This window comes from Actinoplanes sp. NPDC026623, assembly GCF_040638275.1.
Classification (GTDB): Bacteria; Actinomycetota; Actinomycetes; order Mycobacteriales; family Micromonosporaceae; genus Actinoplanes.
In genome coordinates, this window is the sequence record NZ_JBEZXZ010000013.1 from 57,253 (window position 1) to 81,653 (window position 24,401).

Genomic DNA, 24,401 nt, shown 5'->3' on the forward strand with positions numbered 1-24,401 from the left:
GGATGAAGTATCGGGGTATGGAGACCGCATCCCAGCCGATTGCCGTGACCGTCGCGATCACCCGCAGGGCCGACCCGTCGCGCAACGCGGAGATGCTCGCGTGGGTCCGCGCCGGCACGACCCTGGCCGAGGACTTCCCGGGCTTCCTCGGGGTGGGCTGGATGCGGCCCGTGCTGGGCTCGACCGATTGGCACATGCTGTACCGCTTCGCCGACGCCGAGGCGCTGCACCTCTGGGAGGAGTCGCCGCAGCGGCAGTGGTGGCTCTCCTCGGCGCAGGGCATGGTCGAGCACACCCGCGTCGAGCGGCGTACCGGCATCGAGGGCTGGTTCGACCCGCCCCGGGAGCACACGGTCTCCGACCTGACCATCGCGGTGGCGCCGCCGCGCTGGAAGCAGGCGGTGACGATCTGGCTCGGCTTCTTCCCGGTCAGCCTGGTGGCGACGGTGACGCTCGGGCACCTGATCGCGGGGCAGAACGCGGTGGTGCGCACGCTGGTGACCACGCTGTGTCTCACGCCACTGATGGCGTATCTGGTGTTGCCGCAGGTCACCAGGATGCTGCAGTGGTGGCTGCAGGGTCAGCCCCCGCCGTGGCGGCGCTGAGCGAGCACCGCAGCACCGGCCGGGCGTGACCGCCGGCGCAACTTCTCCGCCGATTTCTTCAGGTGGTCCTTCCCGCACCCGATGAAACCCGGCGAGGAGGCAATCAGATGCGGCTGCGCAACTGGATCGCTGTGGTCGCCAGCGTACTACTGCTGGTAACCGTCGGCATCGTCGGCGTTTTTGTGAACCGTTCGGCACTACGTGCCGCGGATACGGTTCACCGTGCCGACACGCATGCCCTCGCGAAGAACAACGCCACGCTGGCCGGGCGGATGCAGCTGCTGTCCGCCAAGGAACTGCTGACCCTCACCGAGGGCCGCGTCTTCGACCTCGGCGTCGGCAACTCGAAGGACCGCAAGGCCCTCGAGAAGCTGGCGAAGAACGGCGGCACCTTCAGCTACGGCTCCGCGATCGCCTCGCTCGACGGCACCGTCCTGAACGCCACCCGGACCCACGTGCTGCCCGCGTCCACGGACGCCGGCTACGCGCCGATGCTCCGGTCGCTGCGGGCCGGCCAGCCCGGCTTCTCCGCGGTGATGCTCGTCAAGGACTCCACCGACGCCGCCGCGCCCGTCGCGGTGCAGGCCTTCGCGGTGCCGATCAAGGTCGGCGGGACGCCGCGGGCGATCCTCATCGGCTACAACAAGATCGCCACCACGACGCTGCAGCAGTACACCTCGCAGCTGCGGTCCGAGGGCAGCCTCACCACCTTCGTCGACGGGGCCGGCCGCGTCGGTGCCACCAGCGATGGCGAGAAGATCGGCACGCTGGTCGCCCCCGCCGTCGTCACGGCGGTCCAGACGATCACCGCCGGATTCGAGTTCGTCGAGTACAAGAGCGGCAAGACCGACATGATCTCCATCGTCGAGAAGGACGAGGCGTCGCTGCCGGGCGGCTGGGCGTACGTGCGTACGCAGACCAAGGCGTCGTTCGACGGCCCGGTGCACAGCCGCAGCCAGAACATCAACGTGACGCTGCTGCTCATGCTCCTGATCGGCGCCGTCGGCATCTCGATCCTCGGTTACCGCACCCAGGTGCAGCGCCGCCGGGCGGACGAGCGGTTCCAGGCCCTGTTCCAGCACGCGCCCGACATGGTCGCCGTGCTCGACGCCGACGGCCGGGTCGCATACTCCAGCCCCAGCGCCGCGTCCCTGCTGCACTTCCCGGCCGGTTCGCTGCAGGGCTCGACCGTCTTCGCGCTCGTGCACGACGAGGACCGCCCGCGGATGGTCGAGGCCTTCGCCAAGCTGCTCACCGAGCGCGACGGGGTGCTGCGGTTGCAGACCCGGATCCTCAACGCGACGGGGCAGGCGACCTGGTTCGACTTCACCGCGTCCAACCAGATGCACAACCCCGCGCTGACGGGCATCGTCATCAACGCCCGCGACATCTCCGAGAACCGGGCGTTCCAGGAGCGGCTGCACCACGAGGCCACCCACGACGCGCTGACCGGGCTGCCGAACCGGCGCCGGATGCAGGACGCGCTGGGCTCCTCGCTGCAGGGCGACGCGGTGGCCGTGTTCTTCGTCGACCTCGACGGCTTCAAGCCGGTCAACGACGCGCACGGGCACGAGGCCGGCGACGAACTGCTGCGCCAGGTCGCGGACCGGCTCAGCGCCTGCGTCCGCGAGGGCGACGTGCTCGCCCGGGTCGGCGGCGACGAGTTCGTCGTGCTGATGCCCGGAATCACCATGCAGGGCGACGCCGACGCGATGAGCAACCGCGTCCGGGCCGCGATCGAGCGGCCGTTCCTGGTGTTCGGCAACGAGGTCACCATCGGCGCGAGCGTCGGCGTGCACCTGGCGACGCCGAGCGACGACCCGGACCAGGCCCTGCGCGCCGCCGACCACGCGATGTACGCCGTCAAGCACCTCGGCGGCGGCCGCCGCGCGGCCTCCGAACAGGTTGAGCCCGCGAGGGCGGGACGCCACCGCGCCGAGGTGTGAACCGTTAGGTTGACTCCATGGCCACCAAGCCGCCCGCGGTCGAGATCGAGGCGGGGCAGCACACCGTCCGGGTATCCAACCCGGATCGGGTGTATTTCCCCGAGCTCGGGCTGACCAAGCTCGACCTGGTCAACTACTACGTCAGCGTCGGCGACGGCATCGTCCGGGCGCTGCGCGAGCGGCCGTGCATGCTGCACCGCTTCCCCGACGGCCTGGCCGGCGACAAGGTGCACCAGAAGCGAGTGCCGCACGGCGCGCCGCCGTGGCTGCAGACGGTCCGGGTGGAGTTCCCCCGTTACGGCCGGCACGCCAACGAGCTGTGCGTGACCCAGCTGGGCGAGGTCGTCTGGGCGGTGCAGATGTCGACGGTCGAGTTCCACCCGTGGAACTCGCGCCGGGCCGACACGGAGAAGCCCGACGAGTGGCGCATCGACCTCGACCCGATGCCCGAGTGCGGATTCGACACCGTACGCCGGGTCGCGCACGTCGCCCACGAGGTCCTCGACGAGCTCGGCATCGCCGGCTATCCGAAGACCTCCGGCGGCCGTGGCCTGCACATCTACGTCCGCATCGCACCCGAGCACGGCTTCGGCGACGTACGCCGGGCGGCGCTGGCCTTCGCCCGCGAGGTCGAGCGGCGCGCGCCGCGGGACGTGACGACGACGTGGTGGCGCAAGGACCGGGACCCCGAGGCGCTGTTCGTCGACTACAACCAGAACGCCCGCGACCACACCATCGCGAGCGCGTACTCGGTGCGCGGCAACCAGCGCGGCACGGTCTCCACGCCGATCCGCTGGGACGAGATCGACGACGTGCGCCCCGACGACTTCACCCTGCTGACCGTCCCGGCCCGCTTCGCCGAGCTGGGCGACCTGCACGCGGACATCGACGACACCGCGCACGACATCGCACCGCTGCTGCAGTGGGCGGAACGCGACGAGCGGGCCGGACTTGCGGGCCCCGCCGACACGGAGTGACGTCTACCCGGGAGCCTGCAGTTCCCGGTCTCCGGTGGTCACCGTAGCCGCTCAGTGACAGCATGTGTCAATGCGCTTCGGCCCTCATGAAACCTCGAGCGATCCTCCGTCCTGGTTCGAGCCGGTTGACTTCCGGGCCCGACCGCGGCGCCCCGCCCTGACGGCCAGGGCCGAACCGAGCCGGATCGCCGAGTGGGCCGCGGCCCGCTGCGACGAGATCTTCGGCGACCTCCGAGGTGGACTCTGGCGGTTCACCGAGGGGATCGCCGATGTGCTCTTCCCCGGCATCGGTCCGGCGGTCGGCACGGCCCGGCGGGCCACCAAGTGGGGTCCGACGCTGCTCGGGCTCAACGACGGGCGCGGCGCCGACGTCAAGATCGGCCTGGTCGGCTCGGAGAACATCGGGCTCTGGGCGATCTTCCGGAGCCGGATCGGCCAGTCGGATCACGGTCCGCGCCCCGACTGGTGTGCCGACCTGCCGCTCGGCCCGCTCGGCACCGAGGGCATCCGCGCGGACGCCGCGGCGATCAGCGCGATCGAGGACGTCAAGCCCGCCGACGTCGCGCCCCTGCTGCTCGTCGAGCCGGCCGTCGGCGCCGAGACCCGGCTGCTGCTGCGCGTCGACGTGCGCAGCCACTCGGGCGTGGTCGCCGTCGACGCCGGCGACGGGGCCTGGCAGCGGCGGATGTTCTTCACCCTGGTGCATCCGGCCCGCCGCGGCGTCGGCCACCACGAGGCGTACCGGGTGGTCTGCCCGGTCTGCGGCCGCCGGCGGCTCGCACAGTTCCGCGGCTTCGACGTCTGCTCCGACTGTGGCTGGTTGCACACCCAGCCCTGATCGGCCTGACGGGGGGCGTCTACCTGGCCAAACGTCCGGTTACAACCCTGATATGCCCCTGAGATACCCCTGAGTAGTGGGAAACCCACTTCCGGTGTGCTAGCGAGCGGGCCTAGGCTCCCGAGGTCGGACGACTTGGGGGGCGCGAGATGGCTTGGCTGGTTTGTGGACGGTGGACGAAATGGATCGTGCTCGCCCTATGGGTGGTCGTGCTCGGCATAGCCGGTCCACTGGCCGGCAAGCTGACCGGCGTCGAGAAGAACGACAACTCCGCCTGGCTGCCCGGTAGCGCCGAGGCCACAAAGGTCTCCGACCTGCAGAAGCGGTTCCAGCCCGACGACATCGCCCCGGCCGTCATCGTCTACGAACGCGCCGGCGGCATCACGCCGGCCGACACGGCCAAGGCCACTCAGGACGCCGCCGCGATGCGCCAGGTCGACGGGGTGAGCGGGGAGGTCGTCGGGCCGGTGCCGGCGAAGGACGGCCAGGCCCTGCAGACCATCGTCCCGATCAAGGTCGACGCGGACGGCTGGGACAAGCTGGTCGACGTCGTCGACGCGCTCAAGGCCACCACGGGCACGTCGGCCGCCGGGATGACCATCCAGTTCGCCGGTCCCGCGGCCAACGCCGCCGACAGCGCCGAGGCGTTCGAGGGCATCGACGGCACGCTGCTCTACACCACGCTCGCGATCGTCGCGATCATCCTGCTGATCACCTACCGCAGCCCGGTCCTCTGGCTGTTGCCGATCATCAGTGCCGGCGTCGCGCTCACCACCGCGCAGGCCGTCATCTATCTGCTGGCCAAGCACGCCGGGCTGGTGGTCAACGCGCAGAGCGCGGGCATCCTGACGGTGCTCGTCTTCGGCGCGGGCACCGACTACGCCCTGCTGCTCGTCGCCCGCTACCGCGAGGAGTTGCGCCGCCACGAGGACCGCCACGAGGCGATGGCGCTCGCCCTGCACCGGGCGGGGCCGGCCATCATCGCCAGCGCCGCCACCGTCGCCGTCGGCATGTCCTGCCTGACGCTGGCCGAGGTGAACTCCACCCGCGGCCTCGGCCCGGTCGCCGCGATCGGCGTCGTCGTCGGCCTGCTCGCCATGATCACCCTGCTGCCCGCGATGCTTGTCATCTGCGGCCGCTGGCTCTTCTGGCCGGTGCGCCCCAAGGCCGGCTCCGCCGAGCCGACCGCGAACGGCGTGTACGCCCGCCTCGGCCGCCGCATCGCCCGCCGCCCGCGGGCCGTCTGGGTCGGCACCGCGGCCGCGCTCGGCGTCATGTCACTGGGCCTGTTCGTGTTGAAGGCGGACGGCCTCTCGCAGGCCGACCAGTTCGTGAGCAAGCCGTCCTCGGTGGTCGGCGAGGAGGCCCTCGGCCGGCACTTCCCGGCCGGGCAGGGCCAGCCGATCGTGGTGATCGGCAAGGCCGCGGCGGCGTCGGAGATCCGGGCGGCGGTCGCCGCCACGCCGGGCATCAGCGAGGCCGGCGAGCCCGTGATCAAGGGCGACCTGGCCCTGATCGAGGGCCTGCTCACCGCCGCACCGGACAGCGACGAGGCGACGGCCACCGTCCACCGGGTCCGCGCGGCGGTGCATCCGGTCGGCGACGCGCAGGTCGGCGGCATGACCGCGATGATCTCGGACATCAACGACGCCAACTCCCACGACAACCGGCTGATCATTCCGCTGGTCCTGTTCGTCGTGCTGATGATCCTCGGCCTGCTGCTGCGCTCGATCGTCGCCCCGCTGGTGCTGATCGCCACGGTCGTGCTGTCCTTCGGCGCCGCCCTCGGCATCAGCGCGCTCACCTTCCGGTATGCCTTCGGCTTCGCCGGCGAGGACACGTCGTTCCCGCTGTTCGTCTTCGTCTTCCTGGTCGCCCTCGGCATCGACTACAACATCTTCCTGATGACCCGGGTACGCGAGGAGGCGCAACAGCACGGCACCCGCCGCGGCGCCCTGATCGGCCTGGCCGCGACCGGCGGTGTGATCACCTCCGCCGGCCTGGTGCTGGCCGGCACGTTCGCGGCGCTCGGCAGCCTGCCGCTGGTGGCGTTCGCGGAGATCGGCTTCGCGGTCGCGTTCGGCGTGCTGCTGGACACGCTGGTCGTGCGTTCGGTGCTGGTCACGGCGCTCAACCTGGACCTGGGCCGGTGGATGTGGTGGCCGGGCAAGCTGATGAAGGTCCGCGACACCCCGACCCCGACCGAGCCCGAGCGCGACCTCGAAACGGTCTCCTGAGCGGGGTAGATTCCCTGGTCATGAGGTTTCGCGCAGTGTTGCAGGCGACCGGCGGGAACACCACGGGCTTCCAGGTGGACGACGACCTCGTGGCCGGCCTCGGCGGTGGCGGCCGCCCCAAGGTCGTCGTCACCGTCAACGGCTTCGAATGGCGGAGCTCGATCGCCCGGATGGGCGGCGACTACTGGCTCGGCGTCAGTGCGGAGCGCCGGGCCGCCGCCGGGATCGCGGCCGGCGAGCTGCTCGACGTCGAGGTCGTGCTGGACACGGCGGTCCGCGAGGTCGAGGTCCCGGAGGATTTCGCGGCGGCGCTCGAGGCCGAGCCCGCCGCGAAGGCCTTCTGGGACGGCCTCTCCTACACCAACAAGAGCTGGCACGTCCTGCAGGCCACCGGGGCCAGGACGGCCGAGACCCGGTCACGCCGGGTGGCGAGGTCGGTTTCGCTGCTGCAGTCCGGCCGCGCCCGCTGACCGAGTAGAAAAATGGACGTTCATTCATTATTCTCGGCGGCATGCGGAACAAGACGAGTCGCTCCGCGGAACACGTCACGTTGTTCCGCGCGCTGGAGTCCGCCCGGGGACGAGACAAGATCTTCGACGACCCCTACGCGGTGAAGTTCCTGCCCGGCCCCTACCGGCTGGTCGCCAGGCTCGCCCGCGTGCCCGCCATCGGCCGCCAGGTGGAGCACTACATCGATGAACGCTGGCCGGCCGGGCCGCGCGCCTCTGCCGTGGCCCGCACCCGGCTCATCGACGACCTGGTCGGCGAGGCCTTCGCCGACGGCGCCGGTCAGGTGCTGCTGCTGGGGGCCGGCTACGACAGCCGTGCCTACCGGCTCGCCGCGATGGGGTCGGCGCGGGTCTTCGAGATCGACCACCCGGCGACGCAGAAGACCAAGCTGCGGTTCATCCGCGCCCACGTCCGCCCGGACCGGCGCGCCCACGTGCGATTCGTCCCCGTCGACCTGGACCGGGACGACCTCGCAACCGCCCTGCGGGAGCACGGCTTCGCCGGCCGGGAACGCACCGTCGTCGTGTGGGAGGGCGTGACCAACTACCTCACCGGCCATGCCGTCGACGCCACCCTGCGCGGCCTGGCCGGCCTCACCGCCGGCGGGAGCCGGCTCATCTTCACCTACGTCGACCGCGCTGCCCTGGACGGAACAGGCGGGTTCAGCGGCGTCGAGGAATGGCACGCCGCCGTCCGGCGAAACGGCGAACCGTGGACGTTCGGCTTCGACCCGGACGAGCTTGCCCGATACCTGTCCGAGCGGGGGATGAGGCTGAGCCTCGACATGTCCGCCCACGCCGCCGCCGACCGGTACCTGACGCCGCTCGGACGGCACGAGCGGGCCGCACCGTTCTACCGGATCGCACAGGCGGAGGTGCTGTAGGTGCCCAAGGTCAGCGACGCCCATCTGACGGCCCGGCGGCGCCAGATCCTCGACGCCGCCGCTCGGTGCTTCGCCCGCGACGGCTTCCACCGCACGTCCATGCAGGACATCGTCCGCGAGACCGGCATCAGCGCCGGGCTCGTCTACCGGTACTTCGACGGCAAGGACGCCATCATCACCGCCATCGTGACCGAGTGGCACGAGCAGCGCCGGTCCGCCCTCGATCCCAGGCGTGACACGGCCGGCCACCCGGATGAGCCGAGCGACCTGGCGGCGTCCTACCTCGACCTGCTGCGGTCCGTCGGCAGGCCGCAGGCGCTGGAGGAGCTACGGCTGGCCGTGCAGGTCTGGGCCGAGGCGGTGAGGACGCCACAGATTCGCGAGCTGGTCCGTGGCGGCGTGGACGGGCCACGCCTCAGCGCCGCCGAGCTCATCCGCGCGGAGCAGGCCGGCGGCGGGTTCCCCCCGGGCCTCGACCCCGACGCGTTCGCCCGCATCCTCATCGCGGTCTACCAGGGGCTGACGCTGCAGACCGCCTGGGACGACACGGTGGACAACGACGCCTTCGTACGCACCCTGGAAACGATCCTGGGCACGCTCACGGCCCGTTACTGATCGACCCGCTTGAGGGTGGTGCCGACCAGCTTCTGCCAGTCGGCGGAGAACTGCGGGTTGGCGCTCGCGGAAGACTTGCCGAGGCGGTAGATCGCGTACTGGTCGACCAGCAGGACGTTGCCCCGGGCCAGGGCGGCCACGGCGACGTCGGCGGTCGCCGCGTGCGCCTTGTCGTACTGCTTGTTGCGGACGGTGACGAAGCCGGTCCAGGCGTCCTGCTCCAGCGGCGCCGTCGAGGTCGTCTCCGTGTAGGCGGGCTCCTCCCGGTCGCCGGACTTCGCGGGCTGCGAGACGCTCGGCACGCAGGCGTCGGCGACCGTGCGCAGCGCGGCGAGCGCGGTGGCGGCGGAGACGGTGTCCTCGTAGACAAGGGCGTTCTGGGTGAGGCTCTGCACCCCCTCCGCGCCCTCGTCGGACAGCGGCGCGGAGACGATCTCCGGGCTGCCCGGGATCGCCACCGGCGGTGTGTCCGCGCCACAGATGCTGACCAGCTGGTTCGGCGCCGCCGACTCGCCCGGAGTCTTCCAGGTCGGGCCGACGTCGGCGGCCTTCAGCAGGGCGTTCTGCATGGCATCCTTGCTGATGACGCCGCCGTCCGGCGCGGGCGGATCATCCGACGAACACCCGGCGAAAGCGGCGACTGCGCACGCGGCGACGACGACCCGGACGACCCTGCCGATCACAACCATCCGGCCATGATGGCAGACGCCCGGCGGTCACCCGCCGTCACCGGCACCTCGTAGGCGAATCGTCACTCACCGGATTCGAGCGCGGGCCGGAATCCACGGTGATCCCGGCCCGCGGGCCGCCGGACGCCGGGGCGCACCTTGCCGGATGGTCGCCGCCCGCCCGGCGGGGGCGGGCGGCGAGGACACGTCCCCCTCGTCCGCGTCCAAGAGAACAGACCATTGGGCGACCCGTGCTGATACCCGCCGGTTCCCGCCCCGGTGTCGGCTAGCCGACACCGGGCACCGGCCTGAATCAGCGGTTCGCGTACGCCTCGAAGGAACCGGCCAGCGCCTTCCGCAGCTGGGACCGGGGCCGGGAGCCGACGATGGTGTGCACGGCAACACCCCGCTTGAAGAAGATCAGGGTCGGCAACGACATCACCCGGTAGGCGCGGCCGGTCACGGGGTTCTCGTCCATGTTCAGCGTCGCGATCACCAGCTTGCCGGTGAACTCGCCGGCCAGCTCGGCGAGGGTCTTCGCGAGCGGCCCGCACGGCGGGCACCACTCGGCCCAGAAGTCGACAACCACGGGCAGGTCGTTGCCGAGCACCAGCTCGGCGAAGGTGTCGTCGGCGACGGTCAGCAGCGAATCTTCAGGCATCGGATCTCCCGTTCCTCGATGGCCTGGGCGAGCTGGCCGCGCAACCGGTCGCGGACGTCGGCGAGCTGATCCAGGTAGGTCTCGACCTCGGCGAGCTTGCGCCGCAGCACGGCGACGGAGTCGGGGCAGACGTGGCCGGCGGCGTTGCCGGCGCGCAGGCAGGCCACGAAGGGCCGGATGTCGTCGAGCCCGAAGCCGACGGCGAGCAGGGACCGGATCTCGTGCACGACGCGCAGCTCCGCCTCGTCGTAGCGGCGGTAGCCGTTCGTGTCGCGTCGCGGCTCGACCAGCCCGTGCTGCTCGTAGTAGCGAAGCGTGCGTGTGCTCGTACCGGCCCGTGCGGCCAGTTCTCCGATCAGCATGCGGCTCACCTCGTCCGTAGGTCTGTTCGCACGCTAGGCCCTGCCACCGGCGTCAAGGCAAGCCGCGGCCGCGCAGTGATCGGGCTCATGAACCGTCACGACGACCGTTCCGGTCCGCGATGCAGACCCGGGACTACGTGCGTGACCCGGCGAAGCTGACCCGGTGGGGTCCGCGACCCCGCTCACCCGGATCGTCAGCGGCGCGCCACGTAGCTGAAGGACGCCGCCGCGCTCCTGCCGCCGGGGGTGGTGACCACGACCGGTGCCCTGCCGGCCTTCGTGCGCGCCGGCGCGGTCAGCTTGATCCGGGTGTCCGACACCCGCGTGAAGGCCGTCGACACGCCGCCCACCGTGATCCGGGTGGCGCCGGCGAGGCCGGTGCCGGTGATCGTCATGGGCGTCCTGGTCTTCGTGGCGGCCCTGGTGACGCTCAGCTTGCCGATCACCGGGACCGGCGGGGCCCGGTAGGTGAAGGTCGCGGCGGTGCCGGGCCTGCTCGCCCCGCCCGGGGCGGTGATCTGCAGGTTCAGCCGGCCGGCGGGGCGGGCCGGCAGGGTCAGCCTGAGCTCGGTCGCGGACAACCTGGTGAACGGCACCGCCGAACCGCCGATGGCGACCCTGGTGGCGCCGGCGAGGTCGGTTCCCCGGACCACCACCGTCGTGGCCCTGTTCGCCGGGCCGCTGCTCGGCGTGATCGACGTGACGACCGGTGCCGGCGGGGCGACGTAGGTGAGCAGGCCGGCCCGCGCGCTCGTACCGTTCGCGTTGGTCACGGTGACCGCGACGGTGCCGGCGGCCCGGGCCGGCGCCACGAAGGTCAGCGAGATCGAGGCGACCGCCCTGGCGGGCACGCTCGTGGTGCCGACCTTGACGGCCGTGACCCCGGTCAGGCCGTAGCCGAAGAGGGTGACCGTCGTGCCGCCGACGGCGCTGACGCCGCTCGGCACCAGCCGGTCGATGCCCGGCGGCGGTGGGACGTAGGTGAACCTGGTCGCCGCGCTCGCCGGGCTGGTGCCGGACGGGCTCGTGACGGTGACATCGACGGCGCCGGCGGCGTGTGCGGGGGCGACCGCGACCAGCCTGGTGAGGCCGCGCGCGGTCTGCGGGGTGAAGGTGGCGGGCTCGGCGCCGAAGCGGACCGCGGTGGCGGTGGACAGGCCGGTGCCGGAGATGGTGACGGAGGTGCCCGCGACGGCCTTGGCGGTGGAGAGCGCGGTGACGGCCGGCGCCGCCGCGGCCGGCGCGGCCGGGGTGACGATGCCGTTGACCGCGTACCCGCCGTGGGCCACCTTGGTGATGAACGCCCAGGAGAGCTTCGCGTCGCCGCCGTTGCCCCAGCCGGTGCCCCACGAGTTGCGGATGAAGACGCCCTGCGCGTCGTAGCCGTACGCGGTGATCATGTGCCCGCCGAGGCTCTTGCCGGTCAGCGTGTTGTAGAGGCTGTGCGTACCCAGGTACATGAAGTCCTGGAAGACCGGGATGCCGAGGGCGACCGGCCGGCCGGACGCCAGCGCCTGCTTGACCAGCGTCTGCGCGGCGCTGCCCTGGTTGTCGCCGACGAACAGCCGGTTCCAGCCGCTCACCCGGTAGTTCCGGGCGTTGTCGATCTCGTCCTGGGTGGGCGCGGTCTTCCAGTTCGTCGTGCCCTGCCAGTAGTGCTCCTGGGTGTCGACGCCCGCGGTCTGCGCGTTGCCCAGCACGGAGTCGGGGTAGAGCCCGGCCGTCGGCGCGCCGTTCGCCTCGACGTTGCGCAGGTACAGGAAGAGCGGGGCGTACGGGGCGCCGGCGCCGCCGGTGCGGTTCGCGTAGTAGCCCATGATGCTGTACCCGATGCTCCAGGCGACGCAGGAGCCGATCTGGCCCTGGTCGCCGGGCGGCGGGGCGTACGAGCGCAGGTCGACGCTCTCGGGCAGCACCTCGAAGGCGGAGGCGTTGCCGAGCCTGGTCGCGGCGGAGGTGACGACGGTGCCGGGCACGTAGCCGCCGACGGCGTGCGGCAGCGCCGCCGGGGTGGCGGGCTGGGCGCCGAGGGCCGGCGTGGCCACGGGAAGGGCGGCTACGACAGCCGCGGCGAGCATCAGCCAACTCCGGGTCAAGGATCCTGGCCTGAGTCGCATCCGTGGTCCTTCCGAGGAGGCTGCGCGAGGCCAGACCCATCGGCACGGTGCGGGAGGTCATGAGATCAATTCACGGACGGGTTCCGTTCCCGGGCCGGGTGGCTGACGTGCGCGGTGACGATGCGCCAGCCCTGCGGGAGGCGGACCCAGGTCTGTGACTGCCGGCCCAGGTCGTCCGCGCCCGGATAACCGAACAGCGTCGTCACGACCGCGACGTCCGCGCCGTACCCGGTGATGATCGTGTCCTCGAGGCGGCGGCCGGGCGGCAGCGGCGGCTGCGCGCGCCGCCAGGCGGCCTGCTCGAGCAGGCCGGCCTGCTGGTCCGCGACGCCGAAGCGCACCGCGTCCGCGGCGAAGAAGCCGACGATCCGCTCCACCTCGTTGGCCACGAGGGCGTCCTCGTAGTCGGCGAACGCGGCGGCGACCTCGGACACGACGTCGGGCCGGTTGATCTCCATGAAGCCTCCTGGCGGGGTTAGGCGGCCCGGCGCGTGACGCGCCGGGCCGCCGGGTGTACGGGCCGGTCAGACCGGGCTGGTCTCCCTGCTCGGTGCGGGCACGCCGCCCTCGGGCGCCTCGGTGAACTGGTTGCCGCCGGCGTGCAGGCGCTCCAGTTCCAATTCGTCGGCGTCCGGCTGCCGGGGCTCCGGGCGGCCCAGCGCGAACAGCACGCAGACCACCGTCAGCATCAGGTAGCCGAGGCTGACCGGGCCGTCGGCGTTGAACTGCACCTTCTCCGCGTGGATCAGGCCGACGAAGGTCAGCGCCGCTCCGGTGGCGGAGAAGATCGCCGCGTGCCAGAAGCGCTTGTCGATGATGAAGGCGACGATCGCGCCCAGCACCAGGCCGGCCAGGATCGCGCCGGAGCCGAGCGTCTTGAGCCCGTCGTAGACGACGCCCGCGCCGGCCAGGGTGCTGATGCCCACCTCGGCCGCCGAGGTGCCCGCCGCCGCCAGGGCGTTGTCCATCTGGCCGGTGGCCCAGCTCGCGATGTTCGGGATGAGGGCGGCGACCACGGCCGCCGCGTGCGCCCGCGGGGTGGCCTGGAACGCCTGCGCGCCGATGAGCAGGCCGATGTAGAGCAGGATCGGCACGATCGCCGCGACCGGGAAGAGCGTGGCCAGCAGCCCGAACATCCCGAAGAAGCAGAGCAGGGCGATGACGACGCCGGTGGCCATCGAGTAGCCGGTGCGGCCGCCCGCCGCCTTCCAGCCCGGGTGGCCGACGTACACGGCGGGCGGGAAGGGCGAGCCGAGCATCGAGCCGATGACCGCGCCGCCGCCGTCCGCGAGGAGCACGCTGCGCAGGTTGTAGCGGTCGCCGGCGCTGGCCGCGCTCTCCACGTTCGTCATCGCCTCGGTGAAGTTGTAGACGCCGAGCGGGATCGCCGTCGCCAGCAGCGGGGCCATGTCGCGCAGGCCGTCGATGAGCAGGTCGACCTTCAGGTGCGGGAAGGCGAAGGCGATGTCCTTGGCGGCCGCGGTCACGTCCGGCACCGACATGACGCCGCCGATCCAGCCGATCGCGCTGCCGACCAGCAGGGCGACCAGGCCGATCGGCAGGTTGAACGGGAGCTTGACGTCGGTGAGCAGGCCGATCAGCAGCAGGCCGAAGACCGGAAGGGCGATCCAGGCGGCCTTCCACATCTCCCCGGCCGGGTTCATCGAGATGAAGGTGATGGAGATGCCGGCGAGCGTGCCGAGCAGCGCGGCGCGCGGCGCGTACTTGCGGATGTAAGGCCCGACGAACGCGCCGATCAGCACGATGATGCCGATGATGAACGCCCAGGCGATGCCGGCCGTCCACGCCTGGATCGGGTCCTTCGTACGCAGGTAGATCGGCAGCATGATGACGAAGATGACGATGAACATGTGCGGGACGCTGGGCCCGTACGGCATCGCCGTGACGTCGGCGCGGTTCTCCTTGGCGGCCAGCCGGCGCGCCAGGTGGGTGTAGTACATGTTGCCGAGCACCAGGGCGATGCCCAGCGCCGGCAGGATGACCCCGAAGACGTCGCCCGGGTCCATCCCGATGACGCCGATGCAGAGGCCGGTCAGGGTCAGCACGTTGACGAGGACGTTGACGCCGAAGCCGAAGAACGCGTTCGTGTCGCCGCGTACCCAGTAGGGAGGTTTCATGGCTCGCTCCTAAAGACGCACGGAGGTGGAATCGGCGACCCAGCCGAAGATGCCGCCCTGTGCGGCGATCATCTGCAGGCCGACCCGCTGGAACTCGGGGAAGTAGGAGCCGACGCAGTCGGCGAGCACGAGGCACTCGTAGCCGCGGTCGTTGGCCTCGCGCACCGTGGTGTGCACGCACACCTCGGTCGTCACGCCCGCCACGAGCAGGCTGCGGATGCCGCCCTTCTCGAGCAGGTCCTGCAGCTCGGTGGCGTAGAACGCCCCCTTGCCGGGCTTGTCGACGACGGCCTCGCCCGGCGCGGGCCGCAGCTCGTCGATGATGTCGTGGCCGTACTCGCCGCGGATGAGGATGCGGCCGAAGGCGCCGGGATCGCCGATGCGCTTGCTCGGTGCGCCGCGTTCGAGCTTGGCGGGCGGGCAGTCGGACAGGTCCGGCAGGTGGCCCTCGCGGGTGTGGATGATCGGCAGGCCGGCGGCCCGCCAGGTGGTCATGAAGGCCGCCAGCGGTGCGATCGTGCGGCGCAGCTGGGAGACGTCGTTGCCGAGGCTCTCGCCGAAGCCGCCGGGCTCCAGGAAGTCCCGCTGCATGTCGATGACGAGCAGCGCGGTGCTCGTCTCCGCGAAGGTGAAGGGGCCGGGTCGCGCCTCGACGGTCGGCATCTCAGGACTCCGTCGCGGCGATGACGTCGTCCGAGGTGGACACGCAGCCGAAGACGCCGCCCTGCATGGTGACCATGTGCAGCGCGGCGGCGTGGTTCGACGCCTCGGTGGCGCCGGTGCAGTCGGAGAGGATCAGGCATTCGTAGCCGCGGTCGTTGGCCTCCCGCATGGTCGTGTGCACGCAGACGTCGGTGGTGATCCCGGTGAGAATCAGGTGCGTGATGCCCCGGGTACGCAGGACCAGGTCGAGGTTCGTCGCGTAGAAGGCGCCCTTGCCGGGCTTGTCGACGATCACCTCGCCGGCCACCGGGGCGACCTCGGGCACGATCTCCCAGCCCGGCTCGCCCTTGACCAGGATGCGGCCGCACGGTCCCGGCGCGCCGATCTCGGCTCCCACCTGTGCCGAGCGCCACCGCTTGTTGGCCGGCAGGTCGGACAGGTCGGGGTCGTGGCCCTCGCGGGTGTGTATGACGAGCATGCCGAGGCCGCGGGCGTGCGCGAGCAGCCGGGCGGTGGCCGGCAGGCCGGCCCGGGTGAGCGCGATGTCGTAGCCCATCGACTCGACGTAGCCGCCGGGGCCGCAGAAGTCGGTCTGCCAGTCGATGCAGATCAGCGCGGTGCGCTCGACCGGCACCGAGCCGTCGTAGGGCCATAGGTATGGGACGGCCTTGACCGGGCCGATGATCGCGGTCATGTGTCCTGCCTCTCCGATGCGTAGCGGTGTGCCCGCCAGCCGCCGCCGGCGGTGATGTCCTGTGCCGCGGCGACCGCGTAGGCCTCGCAGAGGAAGCCGGTCACCTCGGTGCCGTCGGCCAGCACGACCCGGCCGAGCGACAGCGGGGCGGGAATGCCGGCGAGCAGGCTGCCGACGGTCGCGGCCGGCAGCCGCCAGAGCTCGACGTCGATCGAGGCGCCCGTTTCGTCGCGTACCAGGCCCGGCGCGCCCGAGGGCAGGGCGTAGAGCCGGTAGCAGGGCGCGGTGCGGGCGGCGCCGATCAGCGTCGCCCGGCGGTCGGTCAGTTCGGCGTTGCGCGGCTCGCCGCTGAGGTGCAGCCCGACGACGGCGACGGTCATGAGGTCGCCCGCCCCGGTCAGCTCCTCGGCGAGCAGGGCGAGGGTCTCGTCGCTGAAGGCCGGGCCGAACAGCGTCAGGCTGGCGGGCCGTCCCTCCGCGGTGAATCCGTTCGGTACGGTCACCGCGGCGAGGTCGAGCAGGTTCGCGAACTGGGTGTACCGGCCCAGGTTCAGGTTGCGCCCGATGGGGTCGGCGGCGATCTCGGCGTGCGTGTACGTCGTCGCGATGGTCGGCAGCACCAGCACGTCCACCGTCTGGAAGAGCCGGTCCGTCCACGCCTTCAGCTCCCGCAGCCGGTGCACGCCACGCCAGGCGTCGGCCGCGGTGAACCGCAGCCCGGTCTCGAGCACCGCGCGGGTCACCGGCAGCACCGAATCGGGATGACTGCCCAGGAAGTCGCCGAGGTCGGCCAGCCGCTCGGCCACCCACGGGCCGCGGTAGAGCAGGTCGCCCGCCTCCAGCAGCGGCTCGACGTCCACGGCGCGGACGTCGCCGCCGAACCTGCCCAGCCCGGCGGCGAACGCCTTCTCCTGGCCGGCGTCGCCGAAGAAGTCCAGGCCGCGGGCGGCGCCGACGCGCAACTCGGCCGGGCCGCGCAGCGGGTACGAGCCGGTGCGGCCCCACGCGTCGCCGGTGGCCAGGCCCTTCGCCACCCGCAGGACGGCCGCGGCCCGGCTCACGTCCGGCGCGAAGATCGACACGCAGTCGAGCGAGCGGCAGGCCGGCACGACCCCGGCGGTGCTGAGCAGCCCCCGGGTCGGCTTGAGGCCGACGATCCCGTTGAGCGCCGCGGGCACCCGTCCGGAGCCGGCGGTGTCGGTGCCGAGGGAGAAGTCGACAAGCCCGGCGGCGACCGCGACCGCCGAGCCGGAGCTGGAGCCGCCGGAGATCAGCCCGCCGCCGAAGACGCTCTCCGGCGTCCCGTACGGCGACCGGGCGCCGGTCAGCCCGGTGGCGAACTGGTCCATGTTGGTCTTGCCGACCAGCAGCGCGCCGGCGTCGAGCAGCCGCCGCACGACGGGGGCGGTCCGCTCCGGCAGGTACGCGAAGTCGGGGCAGCCCGCGGTCGTCGGCATCCCGGCGACGTCGATGTTGTCCTTGACGGCGAAGGTGAGCCCGGCCAGGGGCAGCCCGGTGTGGACGGCGGCGGCCCGGACCCGCAGGTCCGCCTCGGAAACGGTGCTGATCCAGACGCCGTCGGCGCCGCGGTCGCGGATGCGCTGGAGGACTTCCATCATTCTGTCGATTGTCGACCGTTCTGTTTCGGCCGAGTCCACGTCAGGTAACGGACAGATGTCTTGCTGTGATCTAGGGCAGGTAAGCGCGGGCCCCGTGGGCGCTCAGTGCCGAAACGATGGCATTTGTGTCGCCTTGCTCGACCGCCGCGAGCAGGCGCTCGTGCCGGAGCACCCCGTCGGACGGCTCGGCGACCTCGGCCTCGCGGCGCAGATTGACCGCCATGTAGAGCTGGAGCCGGACCAGCACCGATTCATACAGCGCGGACAGCTGGCGGTTGCCGCCGAGCGCGACCACCGCGACGTGGAAGTGCCGGTGCGCGTCGGCGATCGCCGGCCGGTCGCCGGCCTCGGTCGACTTGCGCATCACCTCGAGCGCGGCCCGCACGGCGGAGAGGTCCGCGCCCGGGGTGATGCTCGCGACGGCGTGCCGCTCGAGCACGTCGCGGACCTCGTAGAGCTCGCGGACGTCGTCGTCGGAGAGCGTCGCGACCCGGACGCCGCGCCGCGGGATGTGCTCCACCAGCCCCTGCTGCGCCAGCAGCCGCAGCGCCTCGCGCAGCGGCGCCCGGCTGATGCCCAGCCTGCGGGTCAGCTGCTCCTCGACGAGGCGCTCGCCGGGTGCGGTGCGACCGCTGAGAATCTCGCGGCTGAGCCGGACGAACGCGAGGTCGACGAGGCTGTGACTCTCCAGCTCCTCGTCGCCCACGCGTCGAGTGTGCCAGCACGACGCCGCCCGCCACCGACCGGCTCCGCGCGCCGGCCCGCAGCCGCGGGCCGGCGCTCACCGCGTACGGATCAGAAGTCGCCGGCGGTGTTGCACTTGGCCCGCTGGACGACGCAGTTCTTCACGCGGTGCCCGAGCGCGGCGTTGTCCCAGGCGAGGAACGCGTCGCCGTGCATCGACGAGGCCATCTTGGAGGCCAGCTCGAAGCCGTCCGCCGAGCCGCTGGTCGGGTACGCGATCAGGAAGGAGATCGACGGGATGGCGACCGGGAAGGCCCCGCCGCAGGTGCCGTCGTAGGTGTAGGAGACGTGCGCCTTGTGCGTCGGGCTGTCCAGGTGCACGCCGTCCCAGCAGTCCGGGAAGACCAGCTGGAACATCAGCGTCGCGCCCGGCGCGCACCGCGGCCAGTTGCCGTCCGCGCTCCGGCCGATCTCGCCGCCCGCGCCGGCGCAGTAGAACTGGTTGACCGAGCCGGCCGGGGTGGGCGCCTGCAGCTTGGCGTCGCCCGCGATCATCCGGAAGCCCTGCGGGAACGGCACCGTGCCGGCCGGGTCCGACAGCCGCGAGCCGTAGTAGACGACCACGTCCTTGGGCTCGACGACCTGTCCGTGCTCGTAGAGGCTGGGAATCCAGTACGCCGAGAGATCCTCGGCCGGCCGGCAGCTCGTGCCGGCGTTGCGCAGCAGCGTGTCCGTTGTCGTGGCCGCGTCGGTGCTGTCGTTGCCGATGAAGCTGTGCATGTGCGAGGCGCCGGCCATGCCGGGGAAGACGATCGGGTCGTCCGGCTTCGAGTGGCTGTAAAGGCAGGACGCGTTGAACTCGGGCACCCGTACGTTGCCGGCGGGCACCGGCCGCGGCGCCATGGCCCGGAACTCGGCGAGCTGGGCGTTCCATTTGGCCTGGTCGATGGTGATCCAGCCGTCGGCCGGCGCGGTGCCGCCGGAGCCGAACGAGAACCAGTTGATGTTGACGAAGTCGCCGGCGCCGGTGTTCTTCATGACCGCGACGACGGTCTGCGCGCCGGTCGGATGGGTCGCGGCCGTCGCGGTCAGCGTGACCCAGTTCTGCCAGCCGCCGGTCGCGGCGATCGGGAACTGGGCGAGCAGCGGTCCGGTCGCCGAGCCGGTCCGCAGCTCGACGCTGCCGGTGCCGATGGCCGAGGCGACCCGCGCGGTCACGGTCAGCGCGCCGGCGGCACCGAGGTCGACGCCGTCGTACCGCATCCAGTCGCCGGCGGCCAGGTAGGCGGCGTTCTGGCCGCCCCCGGTGTCGCCGGTGGGTTCCACTTGCACGCCGGACTGCGCGGCGTACGCCTCGGCCTGCACGACGATGGTGGCCGCCGCCGCGCTGCCGGCCGCCGTGACGCACAGGGTGCCGGTCAGGACGGCGATGAGGGCGGCGGCGAACAGGGTTCGGGGTTTCGGGGATCTGTGCATGGCGATCCTTCGGGGATGGGACCACCCTCGCCGCGATGGGGGATCGGCTGGGGAGGGCCGGTCGGGTCGTTCGGGGTGCCCCGGAGTATGCCGCCGGGGAAGCGCTTTCTCAGCGCTTCCGAGGGGATTCTGGGCGTCATGTGCGGAAACATGCGCGAAATCGCCGAGCGATACGGCCGCCGGCGGGGAAGCGTTTCCCCGTCAGGGCAGGAGTTGATCCAGCGCGGGCGGCTTGGTGAAGATCCCGTCCTGGCGGCCGAGCGCGGCCAGCCGTTCCAGCGACGCCCGGTTGATGTCGCCGGACCAGTTCGGCAGGATCATCGCCGTCCGCACGGTGTCGGTGATCTTCGTGTACGTGCCGACCGTCGCGCGGATCTCCTCCGGGTGGCCGTCGGCGTACCGCAGCGACTCGTTCACGGCCTCGGTGAAGCGGGCGACCAGGTCCGGATCCCCGGCGATGGTCGGACGGCTGGTGAAGTACATGGCCACCGTCAGGTTCGGCGCGGTGTCGACGAAGTTGGACGCCACCACCTGGCCGCCCTGGGTGAGCACCTCGGACAGTTGCGGCTCCACCACCCACGCCGCGTCCACCTGGCGGCCCTGCAGCGCGGACGGCATCGCCGAGAACGGCATCGCCTGGAACCGGATGCCGTTCGGGTTCCCGCCGGCCAGGCGCACCGACTGCCGCACGGTGGTGTCGCCGAGATTCCGCAGCGTGTTGAGGGCGATCCGCTTGCCGGCCAGATCCTTCGCCGACCGGATCGGGCTGCCGTCGGAGACGACGATGGCGGAGAAGTCCCGCCCGGGCCGCCCGGTCGAGGCGACCCCGTTCGCCACCGCCTTGAGCGGCGCGCCCTCGGACTGCGCCGCCATCAGCGAGGTCACGTTGCTGAAGCCGAACTGGTAGCGGCCGGAGAGCACGCCCTTGACGATCGGCGCGCCGCCCTGCTCGGGGACCAGGGTGAGATCGATGCCCCGGCGGCTGAAGAAGCCCTTCTGCCTGCCGAGGTAGACCGGCGCCACGTCGATGATCGGGATGACGCCGAGGCTGATCGCGGTGCCGCCGCTCGCCCCCTCGGGCTCGTCGTCCGAGGAGCAGGCGCACGTCGCGAACAGCGTGGCCAGCACGGTCGCAGCGGCGAGAATCCGACGCATTCTGTGCACTCCTGAGGTCATCGACGGGGTGTGCCCGGCGAACCGTACCCCGTCGCCCGGCCCGGGGCGCGAGCGGAACGGGCAGAGGTCGATGTCTACCTGGGCATTGCGGTGCCGCCCACTCACCACAGGGGACAAACCCCTCTCTCGTCCGTACCGGATGAGGCGCGGGGCGGCGGAACCCGGCAGGCTCGGCCCGTGACCAACTACCTGATTCGGGTGGCCGGGCATCATTCCGACGAGCTGCTCGCCGCCTTTCCGTTGCTGTCCGCCCAGCCGCAGACGGTGTTGCGCGGCGAGCTTCCCGACCAAGCCGCGATGTCCGATGTGCTCAATCGGCTCGACGAACTCGGCATGCAGATCATCGAGGTGGTGTACCTGCCGGATCGCCCCGGTCCGTCGATGCTGCGCGGCCGGACCCTGAGCTGACCGTTTCACGTGTCAGAGCGGAACGATCCGTTCCGGTAGGCTGCCGCCATGACGACGAAGATGCCGGGTCGCCGTACGCAGGCGGCGCGCAACGACACCGTGATCCTCGAGGCCGCCCGCGAGGTGTTCCTCGCCGACCCCAAGGCGCCGATCGCCGCGGTGGCCGAGCGGGCCGGCGTCGGCATCAGCGCGCTGTACCGCAGGTACGAGAACAAGGAGGACCTGCTGCGCCTGCTCTGCCACGACGGCCTGCGCCGCTACCTCGAGATCGCCGAGTCGGCGGCGGCCGAACCCGACGGGCGGCGGGCGTTCACCGACTTCCTGCGGCGCCTGGTCGACGCGGACGTGCACTCGCTGACCGTGCGCCTGGCCGGGACGTTCACGTCGACGCCGGAGATGACCCGCGACGCGCAGCGCGCCGGCGCGCTCGCCACCGAGTTGCTCCGGCGGGCACAGGCGAGCGGCCGGCTGCGCGCCGACGTGGTGGCGCAGGACGTCGGCCTGGTGCTTGAGGGCTGCGCCGCGGTGCGCGTGCCGGACCCGGAGCGAACCCGGGAACTGCGGCAGCGCTTCCTGGCGATTCTGCTCGCCGGCCTGGCTGCCGGCGACGGCGAGCCGCTGCCCGGCCCCGCGCCCTCGCCGGAGGAGATGGCCTGGCGCTGGCGGCGCTGAGCCGTCTTCATTCGATACCCGATTTTCGGGGGTTCCGGCAACATTTCGACGATCCTTCGGAGTGTCCCCGGGCGGGTGCCGGCATTTTGCGGTGCGTCGCCGCCTATTGCGCGGAGATCCGGCCGTCGCCCGGTACGATCGGCGCCCGCCGGATCGGGGCATCCGGGTATTCCGCGCGTCTCGCGAGTTATTGTTTTCGGCCCGGGAATGACCGCCCGGCGGGTGGCATTGCGTCGGAAATGGCGGGTCCTCCGATTCGCCGTCGCGCCGATAGATCGCTGCTGGAGTGCGGCGGAGAGCCCTCTGAATACGTCAAACGAGCGCAATAGCATGGGCGGCCGCGATTGGTTGCGTGTTTCTTATCAGCCGAAAGGTCAGATCTTCCGACCCGGTTGGCGGGAAGTGATCGGCCGCCCGGCGGATAGGGCAAAAATCCCCGGAATTACCCTCGGGTTTCCGGGCCGTGGGTGCGCGACACGCGGAATCACCTAATCGGGTTAACGTCCCCGTAATCTGCGAATTCCGGCGGTCGATTGTGTTTGTGTTGATCAAGCAATTGATCGCCGAGAAAAGGTGGTTTCATGAGTAAGGCAACACGATTTCTGACCATGGCCGGAATGGCCCTGGTCGCCGGGGCGACGATGGCGGTGGGCCCCGGGGTCGCGGCCTCGGCGGCCCCGCAGGGAAGCGCGGCCACCACGCAGAGCGTCCAGCAGCAGTCGAAGGCGCCCCGCGATCGGGTGGTCGGCATCTACCGCACGCGGCGTGAGTGCGACTGGGCGGGACGTCGCGGGCAGTTCCGCGACCGCTGGGACTACTACTACTGCGAGCGGACCCGCTGGGGGCGCTGGGCCCTGCGGGTCGGGTGGCGCTGGAACAACGGTGGCGGCGGCTGGGACAACCACGGCGGCGGCGGCAACCACGGCGGCGGCGGCTGGGACAACCACGGCGGCGGTGACAACCACGGCGGCGGCTGGGACAACCACGGCGGTGACAACCACGGCGGGGGCTGGGACAACCAGGGCGGCGGCCACCGCTAGCCACACCTGAGCCGGCGGAGGCGGCCGCCGGGCGGCGGGCACCGAGGTCGGCGGCACGCGGCACGAGACGGGCCACACCCGAATCCGGGTGTGGCCCGTTTGCCGATTCCACGCGGGGATTGCCGGAATCATCCGCCGATGGGGGAAACGACGGGGGCGACACACCAGGAGATCGACAAGTACCCTGACGCGGCTCCGCCCCCGTATCGAGTTGAGGAATATACGTGTCCTATTCAGATCAGCCGTCCGTCGCGCAGGTCCCCTATGCGCAGCTTGCCGTCGCCTCCTGCCGGATGTGCGGCAGCGTGCCCGCCGCACCCGTGACCTTCCGGGGGCACCGGGGCCTCTTCGTGATGATGCAGTTCCTCAGCGAGCAGGGGCCGTTCTGCCGCGACTGCGGGATGGCCACCTTCCGCGCCATGACGGCACGCACCCTGGTCCAGGGCTGGTGGGGATACGGGTCGTTCATCATCACGCCGATCACGGTGCTGATCAACCTCTTCAAGCGCGGCAAGGTGGCGAACCTGGCGCAGCCGCAGCCGAACCCGTACGGGCCGAGCCGCCCGCCGATGCACCCGGGCCCGCGCCTGCTGCAGCGGCCGATGGCCATCATCGGGCTGGCCATCCCGATCGCGCTGGTGCTCCTGTTGATCACAGTGGCCAGCCTCGATTCGTGATGCCCGTGGCGCGCCGGGGTGGGCGGGACGCCCGCCCCGGCGGCCGGGTGCCGCCGCCCGTTCAGGCGTTTCCCTCTCGCGGTGCCTACCGCGGAGGGAGAATTTCGTCATGCGGATCGGAATCATCGGCGGTGGTGAGCTCAGCGGATCGTTGGCCGAGTGGTGGAAGCAGGCAGGTCACGAGGTCATCGTCAGTTCGCCGGCGGACGACCGGGAGCTCACCGGCATCGTCACCGCGACGGACGCCGCCGCCTTCGGTGAGGTCGTACTTTTCGCGCCCGACTGGGCGTCCGCGCACACGCTGATCGACGCGACCGCGGGCGCGATGACCGGAAAGCCCGTGCTGGACGCGACCGATCCCGTCGTCTGGAGCACGGACCACGGCTACGAGCGCGCCGTGCCGATCGGCCACAGCGGCATCGAGACGCTGTCGGACTGGGCACCCGACGCCCAGTGGGTCAAGGCGTTCAACACCTGCTCGCCCGGCGTGCTCCGGCGTCGCCGGGGCCGGGACCCGCTGCTGGCGGAGTTCATCTGCACCGACCACCGGGCGGCCCGGGTCGCGGCCGCCCGCCTCATCGAGGACGTCGGGTTCGCGCCGTTCTTCGCGGGCGGGGTGACCAACGCCTGCCTGACCGAGGCCGGCGGCCCCCTGCGGTTGCGGGAGGTCGACGTCGCCGACGCGACGGCCGTCTTCGCGCAGGCCGTCTCCGGCGGGCGATAGCCGCCCCGGCC

The 24,401-nt window shown here is 71.6% G+C and carries 25 protein-coding genes; 13 read left to right on the forward strand and 12 right to left on the reverse strand.

What is annotated here, in order from left to right; genetic code table 11:
* Positions 1-17: 17 nt before the first annotated feature.
* The 8 genes from AB0F10_RS06405 (at position 18) to AB0F10_RS06440 (ending at position 8,611) form a co-directional block, all read left to right on the forward strand.
* The gene (locus AB0F10_RS06405; protein ID WP_360620765.1) at positions 18-605 is read left to right on the forward strand and encodes an antibiotic biosynthesis monooxygenase; all 588 of its coding nucleotides are present in this window, start codon (positions 18-20) and stop codon (positions 603-605) included.
* A 107-nt stretch (positions 606-712) separates the two neighbouring features.
* Positions 713-2,551: a sensor domain-containing diguanylate cyclase gene (locus AB0F10_RS06410; protein WP_360620766.1), complete on the forward strand. Its 1,839-nt coding sequence runs from the start codon at positions 713-715 to the stop codon at positions 2,549-2,551.
* A gap of 17 nt (positions 2,552-2,568) precedes the next feature.
* A complete protein-coding gene (ligD, locus tag AB0F10_RS06415) occupies positions 2,569-3,528 on the forward strand; it encodes a non-homologous end-joining DNA ligase (protein WP_360620767.1) in 960 nt (319 codons plus the stop codon).
* 70 nt (positions 3,529-3,598) lie between these two features.
* Complete coding sequence (locus tag AB0F10_RS06420; RefSeq protein ID WP_360620768.1) at positions 3,599-4,366, forward strand: hypothetical protein; 768 nt, start codon at positions 3,599-3,601, stop codon at positions 4,364-4,366.
* A 149-nt stretch (positions 4,367-4,515) separates the two neighbouring features.
* Positions 4,516-6,603 (forward strand): MMPL family transporter, encoded by a 2,088-nt coding sequence (locus tag AB0F10_RS06425; RefSeq protein ID WP_360620769.1) that lies wholly within the window; start codon positions 4,516-4,518, stop codon positions 6,601-6,603.
* A gap of 20 nt (positions 6,604-6,623) precedes the next feature.
* Positions 6,624-7,073 (forward strand): YdeI/OmpD-associated family protein, encoded by a 450-nt coding sequence (locus tag AB0F10_RS06430; RefSeq protein WP_360620770.1) that lies wholly within the window; start codon positions 6,624-6,626, stop codon positions 7,071-7,073.
* A gap of 41 nt (positions 7,074-7,114) precedes the next feature.
* On the forward strand, positions 7,115-7,996 hold the full coding sequence (locus AB0F10_RS06435) for an SAM-dependent methyltransferase (protein ID WP_360620771.1): 882 nt from the start codon (positions 7,115-7,117) through the stop codon (positions 7,994-7,996).
* The gene (locus AB0F10_RS06440) at positions 7,997-8,611 is read left to right on the forward strand and encodes a TetR/AcrR family transcriptional regulator (protein ID WP_360620772.1); all 615 of its coding nucleotides are present in this window, start codon (positions 7,997-7,999) and stop codon (positions 8,609-8,611) included. It begins immediately after the preceding gene.
* Here the strand turns inward: AB0F10_RS06440 and AB0F10_RS06445 are convergent.
* The 12 genes from AB0F10_RS06445 to AB0F10_RS06500 all read right to left on the reverse strand — a co-directional run bounded on the left by AB0F10_RS06445 (position 8,605) and on the right by AB0F10_RS06500 (position 20,848).
* Positions 8,605-9,300, reverse strand: coding sequence for a hypothetical protein (locus AB0F10_RS06445; RefSeq protein WP_360620773.1), 696 nt, complete (start codon positions 9,298-9,300; stop codon positions 8,605-8,607). The two genes, AB0F10_RS06440 and AB0F10_RS06445, sit on opposite strands and share 7 nt — an antisense overlap.
* Positions 9,301-9,592: 292 nt before the next feature.
* Positions 9,593-9,940, reverse strand: coding sequence for a thioredoxin domain-containing protein (locus AB0F10_RS06450; RefSeq protein WP_360620774.1), 348 nt, complete (start codon positions 9,938-9,940; stop codon positions 9,593-9,595).
* Positions 9,919-10,302 carry a MerR family transcriptional regulator gene (locus AB0F10_RS06455; protein WP_360620775.1) on the reverse strand — a complete coding sequence of 128 codons (384 nt, stop codon included), beginning with the start codon at positions 10,300-10,302 and terminating at the stop codon, positions 9,919-9,921. The genes AB0F10_RS06450 and AB0F10_RS06455 overlap by 22 nt, the downstream gene beginning before the upstream one ends.
* Before the next feature lie 194 nt (positions 10,303-10,496).
* Complete coding sequence (locus AB0F10_RS06460) at positions 10,497-12,380, reverse strand: IPT/TIG domain-containing protein (protein WP_360620776.1); 1,884 nt, start codon at positions 12,378-12,380, stop codon at positions 10,497-10,499.
* Positions 12,381-12,484: 104 nt separating this feature from the next.
* Complete coding sequence (locus AB0F10_RS06465; RefSeq protein ID WP_360620777.1) at positions 12,485-12,877, reverse strand: AtzH-like domain-containing protein; 393 nt, start codon at positions 12,875-12,877, stop codon at positions 12,485-12,487.
* Between the two features lie 66 nt (positions 12,878-12,943).
* Positions 12,944-14,557, reverse strand: coding sequence for a regulator (locus AB0F10_RS06470; protein ID WP_360620778.1), 1,614 nt, complete (start codon positions 14,555-14,557; stop codon positions 12,944-12,946).
* Positions 14,558-14,566: 9 nt separating this feature from the next.
* Entirely contained in the window at positions 14,567-15,220 is a 654-nt protein-coding gene (locus tag AB0F10_RS06475; RefSeq protein ID WP_360620779.1) for an isochorismatase family cysteine hydrolase, read from the reverse strand.
* 1 nt (position 15,221) lies between these two features.
* Positions 15,222-15,914 (reverse strand): isochorismatase family cysteine hydrolase, encoded by a 693-nt coding sequence (locus AB0F10_RS06480; protein ID WP_360620780.1) that lies wholly within the window; start codon positions 15,912-15,914, stop codon positions 15,222-15,224.
* Positions 15,911-17,572, reverse strand: a complete 1,662-nt coding sequence (locus tag AB0F10_RS06485) for an allophanate hydrolase (protein ID WP_360620781.1) — start codon at positions 17,570-17,572, stop codon at positions 15,911-15,913. The genes AB0F10_RS06480 and AB0F10_RS06485 overlap by 4 nt, the downstream gene beginning before the upstream one ends.
* 31 nt (positions 17,573-17,603) lie before the next feature.
* Positions 17,604-18,239, reverse strand: coding sequence for a GntR family transcriptional regulator (locus AB0F10_RS06490; RefSeq protein ID WP_360620782.1), 636 nt, complete (start codon positions 18,237-18,239; stop codon positions 17,604-17,606).
* Positions 18,240-18,328: 89 nt separating this feature from the next.
* Positions 18,329-19,693 (reverse strand): DUF1996 domain-containing protein, encoded by a 1,365-nt coding sequence (locus AB0F10_RS06495; RefSeq protein ID WP_360620783.1) that lies wholly within the window; start codon positions 19,691-19,693, stop codon positions 18,329-18,331.
* Positions 19,694-19,894: 201 nt separating this feature from the next.
* A complete protein-coding gene (locus tag AB0F10_RS06500; RefSeq protein WP_360620784.1) occupies positions 19,895-20,848 on the reverse strand; it encodes an ABC transporter substrate-binding protein in 954 nt (317 codons plus the stop codon).
* A 198-nt stretch (positions 20,849-21,046) separates the two neighbouring features.
* On the opposite strand from AB0F10_RS06500, the gene AB0F10_RS06505 reads away from it, so the two are divergent.
* From AB0F10_RS06505 to AB0F10_RS06525, 5 genes are all read left to right on the forward strand, one after another.
* Entirely contained in the window at positions 21,047-21,277 is a 231-nt protein-coding gene (locus AB0F10_RS06505) for a hypothetical protein (protein WP_360620785.1), read from the forward strand.
* A 48-nt stretch (positions 21,278-21,325) separates the two neighbouring features.
* A complete protein-coding gene (locus tag AB0F10_RS06510) occupies positions 21,326-21,949 on the forward strand; it encodes a helix-turn-helix domain-containing protein (protein ID WP_360620786.1) in 624 nt (207 codons plus the stop codon).
* Positions 21,950-22,530: 581 nt separating this feature from the next.
* Positions 22,531-22,989, forward strand: a complete 459-nt coding sequence (locus AB0F10_RS06515; protein WP_360620787.1) for a hypothetical protein — start codon at positions 22,531-22,533, stop codon at positions 22,987-22,989.
* 224 nt (positions 22,990-23,213) lie between these two features.
* Positions 23,214-23,666 carry a hypothetical protein gene (locus AB0F10_RS06520; protein ID WP_360620788.1) on the forward strand — a complete coding sequence of 151 codons (453 nt, stop codon included), beginning with the start codon at positions 23,214-23,216 and terminating at the stop codon, positions 23,664-23,666.
* A 109-nt stretch (positions 23,667-23,775) separates the two neighbouring features.
* Positions 23,776-24,390, forward strand: coding sequence for an NAD(P)-binding domain-containing protein (locus AB0F10_RS06525; protein ID WP_360620789.1), 615 nt, complete (start codon positions 23,776-23,778; stop codon positions 24,388-24,390).
* Positions 24,391-24,401: the final 11 nt, after the last annotated feature.

Coding starts and splice junctions, on each gene's coding strand:
- AB0F10_RS06405 (WP_360620765.1), top strand. CDS start 18: ATGGAGACCGCATCCCAGCCGATTGCCGTGACCGTCGCGATCACCCGC.
- AB0F10_RS06460 (WP_360620776.1), bottom strand. CDS start 12,380: ATGCTCGCCGCGGCTGTCGTAGCCGCCCTTCCCGTGGCCACGCCGGCC.
- AB0F10_RS06425 (WP_360620769.1), top strand. CDS start 4,516: ATGGCTTGGCTGGTTTGTGGACGGTGGACGAAATGGATCGTGCTCGCC.
- AB0F10_RS06450 (WP_360620774.1), bottom strand. CDS start 9,940: ATGCCTGAAGATTCGCTGCTGACCGTCGCCGACGACACCTTCGCCGAG.
- AB0F10_RS06510 (WP_360620786.1), top strand. CDS start 21,326: ATGACGACGAAGATGCCGGGTCGCCGTACGCAGGCGGCGCGCAACGAC.
- AB0F10_RS06495 (WP_360620783.1), bottom strand. CDS start 19,693: ATGCACAGATCCCCGAAACCCCGAACCCTGTTCGCCGCCGCCCTCATC.
- AB0F10_RS06475 (WP_360620779.1), bottom strand. CDS start 15,220: ATGCCGACCGTCGAGGCGCGACCCGGCCCCTTCACCTTCGCGGAGACG.
- AB0F10_RS06430 (WP_360620770.1), top strand. CDS start 6,624: ATGAGGTTTCGCGCAGTGTTGCAGGCGACCGGCGGGAACACCACGGGC.
- AB0F10_RS06455 (WP_360620775.1), bottom strand. CDS start 10,302: ATGCTGATCGGAGAACTGGCCGCACGGGCCGGTACGAGCACACGCACG.
- AB0F10_RS06435 (WP_360620771.1), top strand. CDS start 7,115: ATGCGGAACAAGACGAGTCGCTCCGCGGAACACGTCACGTTGTTCCGC.
- AB0F10_RS06470 (WP_360620778.1), bottom strand. CDS start 14,557: ATGAAACCTCCCTACTGGGTACGCGGCGACACGAACGCGTTCTTCGGC.
- ligD (WP_360620767.1), top strand. CDS start 2,569: ATGGCCACCAAGCCGCCCGCGGTCGAGATCGAGGCGGGGCAGCACACC.
- AB0F10_RS06410 (WP_360620766.1), top strand. CDS start 713: ATGCGGCTGCGCAACTGGATCGCTGTGGTCGCCAGCGTACTACTGCTG.
- AB0F10_RS06515 (WP_360620787.1), top strand. CDS start 22,531: ATGAGTAAGGCAACACGATTTCTGACCATGGCCGGAATGGCCCTGGTC.
- AB0F10_RS06465 (WP_360620777.1), bottom strand. CDS start 12,877: ATGGAGATCAACCGGCCCGACGTCGTGTCCGAGGTCGCCGCCGCGTTC.
- AB0F10_RS06500 (WP_360620784.1), bottom strand. CDS start 20,848: ATGCGTCGGATTCTCGCCGCTGCGACCGTGCTGGCCACGCTGTTCGCG.
- AB0F10_RS06445 (WP_360620773.1), bottom strand. CDS start 9,300: ATGGTTGTGATCGGCAGGGTCGTCCGGGTCGTCGTCGCCGCGTGCGCA.
- AB0F10_RS06420 (WP_360620768.1), top strand. CDS start 3,599: ATGCGCTTCGGCCCTCATGAAACCTCGAGCGATCCTCCGTCCTGGTTC.
- AB0F10_RS06480 (WP_360620780.1), bottom strand. CDS start 15,914: ATGACCGCGATCATCGGCCCGGTCAAGGCCGTCCCATACCTATGGCCC.
- AB0F10_RS06525 (WP_360620789.1), top strand. CDS start 23,776: ATGCGGATCGGAATCATCGGCGGTGGTGAGCTCAGCGGATCGTTGGCC.